This is a genomic window from Synechococcus sp. H55.11 (genome assembly GCF_047462475.1).
GTDB lineage: Bacteria > Cyanobacteriota > Cyanobacteriia > Thermostichales > Thermostichaceae > Thermostichus.
Genome location: NZ_JANSJI010000141.1, coordinates 1 through 6,021 on the forward strand (window position 1 = coordinate 1; position 6,021 = coordinate 6,021).

Annotated in this window: 5 protein-coding genes; 2 read left to right on the forward strand and 3 right to left on the reverse strand. The window is 55.4% G+C overall.

Going from position 1 to position 6,021, the window contains the following annotated elements; translation table 11 throughout:
- Positions 1-214 precede the first annotated feature (214 nt).
- Together NW853_RS06125 and NW853_RS06130 are read right to left on the reverse strand one after the other, a co-directional pair.
- Positions 215-1,129, reverse strand: coding sequence for a S1 RNA-binding domain-containing protein (locus NW853_RS06125; RefSeq protein ID WP_414348354.1), 915 nt, complete (start codon positions 1,127-1,129; stop codon positions 215-217).
- Between the two features lie 134 nt (positions 1,130-1,263).
- Positions 1,264-1,704 (reverse strand): Rrf2 family transcriptional regulator, encoded by a 441-nt coding sequence (locus NW853_RS06130; RefSeq protein ID WP_414336103.1) that lies wholly within the window; start codon positions 1,702-1,704, stop codon positions 1,264-1,266.
- Positions 1,705-1,835: 131 nt separating this feature from the next.
- Here NW853_RS06130 and NW853_RS06135 point away from each other — a divergent pair, with 131 nt between their 5' ends.
- Together NW853_RS06135 and NW853_RS06140 are read left to right on the forward strand one after the other, a co-directional pair.
- A complete protein-coding gene (locus NW853_RS06135) occupies positions 1,836-2,831 on the forward strand; it encodes an AAA family ATPase (protein ID WP_414336100.1) in 996 nt (331 codons plus the stop codon).
- Between the two features lie 169 nt (positions 2,832-3,000).
- Positions 3,001-3,762, forward strand: coding sequence for a hypothetical protein (locus NW853_RS06140; RefSeq protein WP_414348357.1), 762 nt, complete (start codon positions 3,001-3,003; stop codon positions 3,760-3,762).
- Positions 3,763-3,766: 4 nt separating this feature from the next.
- On the opposite strand, the gene NW853_RS06145 is transcribed toward NW853_RS06140, so the two are convergent.
- Positions 3,767-5,890, reverse strand: coding sequence for a DEAD/DEAH box helicase (locus NW853_RS06145; RefSeq protein ID WP_414348360.1), 2,124 nt, complete (start codon positions 5,888-5,890; stop codon positions 3,767-3,769).
- Positions 5,891-6,021: the final 131 nt, after the last annotated feature.

Genomic DNA, 6,021 nt, shown 5'->3' on the forward strand with positions numbered 1-6,021 from the left:
AGGATGTTTCTCCTTCGGGGGGATCCAACTTCCCTCACCCCTGGCCCCTCTCCCACTGGGAGAGGGGAGGCGAGCGGTTAGCTCTTCGGGGGATCCCTAGAAATTGGAAACTCATTCCATCGCCGCTCAAACCGATGATTTTCCTTTGATTGCCGTAAGGCGTTTTGCCATCGATCTAGGGATCTCGCATCCAAACTCGAGGCAGGGATCGGGATCAGATGACTTGGCCGTCGGCTGTGATCCTCCCTTTTAGCTTGCTGGCCCGCTCTTCGGCTTCGTCCATAACCGTATCCAGATGCTCCAGCACCTCACCCGGATGCTTTTCCAGCACCCGCAGGGAGAGGGCCATCCGCCCCTTGGTCTCATCCACATCGAGCACGACGGCTTTGAGGCGTTGGCCTGGCTTAAACAAATCCGACAGCGAGGCCACAAAGCTTTGGCTAACCTGCTTGATGTGTAGTAGCCCGGTTACCCCCTCTTCCAAATCCACAAACACGCCAAAGGGTTTTAGTCCGCTGACCTTGCCCTCCACCACTTGGCCGCTGGTGTAACGGCTCAGGTTCTCGGATTTCACAGCCACCCGCTGGGAGAGCACCAGCTTGTTGGCTTCTGGGTTCACCTCGATAAAGCCTGCCGTCAGGGATTGGCCCACCAGCTCCTCTAGACCTTCCCGTTGGCTGAGGTGGGAGCGGGGAATGAAGCCGCGCAGCCCCTGCACATCCACCACCACGCCGCCTTTGTTGGTGCCGATCACCCGAACGGTTACCGTCTGGCCGCTGGCTTGCTTTTGGGCCAGCTCCTCCCAAAGCCGCTTCAGCCGGAGCCGCCGCGCCGAAAGCACAATCTGCCCCTCTGCATCTTCCCGCACAATGAGAAACTCGGCTTCTGTCTTCAAGGGAAAAAGCACGCTCAAATCTTCTCCTGAGCGGATCCCGGCTTCTTTAAGGGGCAAAAAGGCCGGAGATTTGCCGCCAATATCTACCAAAGCGCCATCGTTCTGATGTTGGAAGATGCGGCCTTGCACCACCTGTCCCGGTTGAAAGTTGAGGTTTTGCCCGTCTAAAGCCCGGGCAAAATCTTCCGCAGAAAACGTATCAGCAGCCTGGGAGCGAGAAGAGCGAACAGTCATGGGAACGGCTCAATTCAAAAAGCAGTGGGCTTCAGGATAACCCAAAACTGGCTAGGGATCCCAGCCTCTCCTCTTTGCAGAACAGAGTCCTTGCGGCTTTGGGAGAGGAACAACTGTGGGGTATTGCACGCAGCTCAGATGTAGTACATCAGCCGCGCCTGTTGCTGTTGTGCCTGCCGGTCGCAGAGGTCTTGCAGGGTGGTCTTCTGGAGAATGGCTACTGCCGCCGCTTGGGCATCTTGCCAAGCTTTCAGGAGCACTTCCCGCTCTGGGGTGAGATCGCTTGGGGACCACTCGCGGGAACGGGCGAGATCTTCCCCCTCGATGGCCTGGATAACGTCCAACAGCGAGATCTGCCAGGGCGCTCGGGCCAGGGAGTAGCCTCCTTTTGCTCCCCGTTGACTGCGCACCAACCCTTGTCTGCGCAAGGTGGCCAGCAATTGCTCCAGGTAGCGATCGGGTATGGACTGATGGGCCGCAATTTCTTTAATCTGCAGCACCTGGCCATCGCTGTAGTGCTGGGCCAATTCCAGAAGGGCCAGGAGAGCATATTCACTTTTACAAGACAGTTCCAAGATATCCATCCTTCCGGGAGAGCCTAGGTCTATGATACTCCGGTTTTTCGCCGGGGTTTGGTGAGATTCCGTCCTGAGCAGGCAAGGGGATCCAGCCGGTAAGGTGGAATAGGCCCCTTTGGGAATGGTTTATGGCGAGTGTCAGCACCCGTGCTGGTTCGGCGCGGATCCCGGTGGAACGATTGCAAGCCTTGCACCAACAGATTGGCAAGTTGATTGCCAACATCGAATCGGTGTTTCAGGGCAAGTCACAGGTGGTGCAAGCGGTGGTCATGGCCTTGGTTGCGGAAGGTCATGTTTTGCTGGAGGATGTGCCCGGTGTAGGCAAGACCACGTTGGCGCGGGCCATCGCCCACAGTTTGGGAGCCAAGTTTCAACGGATTCAATTTACCAGCGACTTATTGCCGACAGATATCCTTGGCCTCACCCTGTTCAATAAGGGAAAAGGGGATTTTGAATTTCGCCCTGGCCCCATTTTTGCCCATGTGATCTTGGCGGATGAAATCAACCGCACCTCGCCCCGCACTCAGAGCGCCCTGCTGGAGGCAATGGCGGAAAGGCAGGTTTCGCTGGACGATCGCACCTACCCGCTGCCCAGCCCCTTTATTGTGTTGGCCACCCAAAATCCTTTGGAATACCACGGCACCTATCCTCTGCCAGAAAGTCAGTTGGATCGGTTTTTGGTGCGGTTGTCGATTGGCTACCCCAGCCCTGAGATAGAGCGAGCTTTGCTGTTGCAACGGCAACAAGCCGAGCCGGTGGAGGCTCTGCAGCCGGTTCTCTCTTTGGGTGAGTTGCGAGAGATCCAGGCGGCGGTGGATCAGGTGTACCTGGACGGATCCCTGGCGGACTATCTTTTGCAGGTGGTGCAGGCCACTCGTGTTTCCAAGCTGCTGCGGGCAGGGGTATCCACTCGTGGAGCGCTGGCCTTGGCGCGGGCGGCACGAGCTCAGGCGCTGGTAAAAGGGCGCAGCTTCTGTTTGCCGGAAGATCTGCAAGCGTTGTTCGTCTCGGTACTGGCCCATCGGGTTCTCCTGGCTGGGTCGGGAGAGATGGCCGGTAACCGACGGCAAGAGGCAGAGGCGGTGATTCAGGACATTGTCTCCACCATTGAGCCGCCTGTTTAAATTCTTGGCTGAACTCGATCTTGATGACTCCAGCATAGGAATCCTGTCTTGTGCTCCAGTTCATAGGGAAGAGGGGAGCCAAAGATGAGTCCAATAAGCTGTTTCATAACAACTGTTTGAAAAGACCATAAGATCAAGCCAACCCTGTCGTTCTACTGTGGGGCCGACTATGAAGCTTGCTACCTCTCGCCAGCTTTGGGTCAATGCTTTTCCCACCTTGGCTGGCCTTGCTGTAGCCCTCGGCAGCCTGGGATCCGGTGGATCCCTGTGGCAATCGGGGGCAGCCGCTTTGGCTACGGGAATGACCGGCTACCTCGCTTCCGCCCTGGCCGGGAGTGAAGCCAGAGCCAAAACCCAACTGCTGGAGCAATCCCTGGAGTACTTCAAAAGCCAGCAAGAGTTAGGTCTACAACACCTGCAAAACGAGCTGGCCGATCTGCGGGCTGCTCTTGCCAATTGGGCACCCGTTCGGCAGGAAGAGGAAGCGGGCGATGGAACTGATCCTCAAGCCCATTGTGAGTTGGGATCCCAGATCCGATCTCAGCAAGCATGGCTGGCGCAACTGCGTGCAGAAGAGCAAAATCTAAAAGCCTCAATAGAAGATTTGCAAGCCAAAAAACAGAAGCTTGTTCAGTATTTGAAAGAGGGCGCTGCCAAACTCGATCAGCTCCACTCACAACGGGATCTTTTGGCCCAAGAGATTGCCAGCCTCAATCAAGTTCGCCAAGCAACAGGTTCTGGCAACTTTGCCGCCCACCCGTCTGGGTTTGGAAAGGGATTCAGCTCCACTTCTACCACCAAAGCTGCCGCCACCTCCGCCTCGGCCAACACCTACGACGCAATTCTTGCAGCCATTGAGGAGAAGGTGAACGACCTAGACGACATGGCAAAAGCGATGACAGAGCTGGGCTCGCTTGAGGGCAGACGGTAGTTCTTCAAGCACCTTCCAAGTCCAGATCCACCTCATGAACCCGCCGCAGGGATCCCTTGTTAAAAGCTGGGAAGCGTAGGTAGGGGTACTGCTCCTTGGCCTGCCGCAGCTCTTGGAAGGCGGGGGCCAGTTGATCTTTGGGGGAGATCCCTGTTACCACACACCAGAGCTTGGTGCGTGTCAAGGCCACAAAAGCTTGATTGCGCCGGCGCAGTTGCTCCTCTACACTTAGCCCCGGCTCGGTGACGTTTTGAAACTGGCAGACGTAGACTTTCCAAGCTTCGTTGCCCTTGGCCCGGAAAATCCCCGACAGGGTGACATGCCCCGGCAAGCGGAAAATATCCCGATCGGCATCTTCGCCGGCAATGAGGGCGCTAATTCCTCTTTGTTTGAGCCTGGCCTTTAGGCTTTCCCAGTAGGGTCTGCTCCCTCTGAAGCTGGCTACACTTGTAACTAGAAGATCTTCCGGCCGAAAACTCCACTGCTTCAGGTCGCGCTCGATCTGTTGGGCAATCCAATTCTGCTCCTCTTCCTCAGAAGGGAAGGTGCGCCAGACCAGCAGCGACTGGGGATCCACCTTGGGATCAAAGTTTTCTTGATCGACGGGATGGCAAGCCTTGCGGGTGAGGGTAATTGGAGATCCAGGCTTACGAAAATCACCTTCTATCACTTCGTAACCCAAGTTTTCCCACTGGTCTTTTTGAGTAACCCCCTGCAAAGGCTGGCCTCCACGCAAAAGACCCATGTTGAGGGCATGGGCAGCCATGAGGATAATCTTTGGAGTGCGGTAGCACTTGCGCAACACAAAGGCGGCTCTCCCTCCCAACTGCACTTTGGGTTTGCCCGTCTCGTCGCGCCCGAATAGCTCGGCTGCCCCCGGCACCGTCAACGAGCCAATGCCCTGGGCTTCGTCATAGGCCCAGTAGAGCCGCTTGGGATCCCGTAAAGTTCGATAGGCTAAACGGTAAAAGGCGGGCGGCAAATCTTGACCTTCATCGATCAAGATGGCGTCAAAAAGTTGAGGGATTTCCTTGGCTTTCTCTTCTAACTCTTGGCAGACATAGTCGAAGGGCTCCGTTGTATGGTCATTTTTATCCCTTAACTCTGCCCTTGCCCGATCCAGGCTTTTGGGCGTTAAGCCACATTGGTGAGCGAGCAGGCGATAAAACCCAAGCTGATCCTGGGATCCCCAGGCATGCATCACCCGAAGCTTTTGCCAATTTGGCTCGATGTCAAACTTGCTCTGACAGACTTCTGAGATTTGCCTGCGAATTTGCTCATAGAGAGAGCGGGTGTAGAAAACTACGGCGATGTCCCAATCCGGGTGGTCAGCGTGGATTTTGGCTGCCCTGCGAGTCAAGACTACGGTTTTGCCCGTCCCCGCCAGGCCCCGCAACCGCTGCGGCCCCTCAGGATATTGGGTGGCAATTTTGCGTTGGTCTTCATCGAGTTTGAAGATCCCTTCTTGGACGCGCCGGATCACCATTTGTGAATCGTAGCCATAGTTAGGCTGGCTATTGGTAGCATCTTCCAAATCTAAGCCCAAATGCCGAACAATCTGCTTTAGCTTTCCTTCGTGGAGAGGAGCTTGGGCAACCCGCCTAGCCTCATACAATCTTTGTTTCAGATGCTCGGGTTTCTCCAGATCATCAGCAAACACCAAGGCCCCTATAAGTGGCGGATCCCCAAAACGTTCTTGCCATTCCTGCCGCCGGATCCGGGGCAAAGCCACCCGCTTATCAAAGTTGATCTGATCTATTAGCGTTTGTATATCCAATTTTTTCCGCAGTAAATCCTTGACTTGAAACATTTGACTGCCTGCTTGTTGTAAAGGGGTTTCTGTTTCTTTTTGCCACTGCCGCATGCGCCATTCGTTGTTGTTGATGCTCTCAATATTGTACAGATTAAAGCCCTTACACTCGAACACCCAAATCCCCAATTCAGCATGAATCAGGAGGATGTCGATCTCAGCCCTGGGATTGCCTCGGCGATGATTATAAAGAACAGCTCGATGGAAAAGATAACCCGCGTCCGCTCCTAGCCCTTGGCGTAGCGCATTCCATACCACTGCCTCCGCAGCTATTCCTGGCAAGCTGTCGTCCAGAGCGCCGTCGGGTCGAAAGTGCATGGGGGATCCCTCATTTTCCAACTTGAACCCAATGTACAACAGAAACCTGAGCTCTTGGGGAAGGATCCAGGGCTCTTAAAGCAAAGACTCAGGCCGGATCCGCGGATCTACCCACATCAAGAGCAGATCGG

Excerpts from the sequence above, each read along its gene's own strand:
- NW853_RS06125 (WP_414348354.1), bottom strand. The coding sequence starts at position 1,129 with ATGACTGTTCGCTCTTCTCGCTCCCAGGCTGCTGATACGTTTTCTGCG.
- NW853_RS06135 (WP_414336100.1), top strand. The coding sequence starts at position 1,836 with ATGGCGAGTGTCAGCACCCGTGCTGGTTCGGCGCGGATCCCGGTGGAA.
- NW853_RS06140 (WP_414348357.1), top strand. The coding sequence starts at position 3,001 with ATGAAGCTTGCTACCTCTCGCCAGCTTTGGGTCAATGCTTTTCCCACC.
- NW853_RS06145 (WP_414348360.1), bottom strand. The coding sequence starts at position 5,890 with ATGCACTTTCGACCCGACGGCGCTCTGGACGACAGCTTGCCAGGAATA.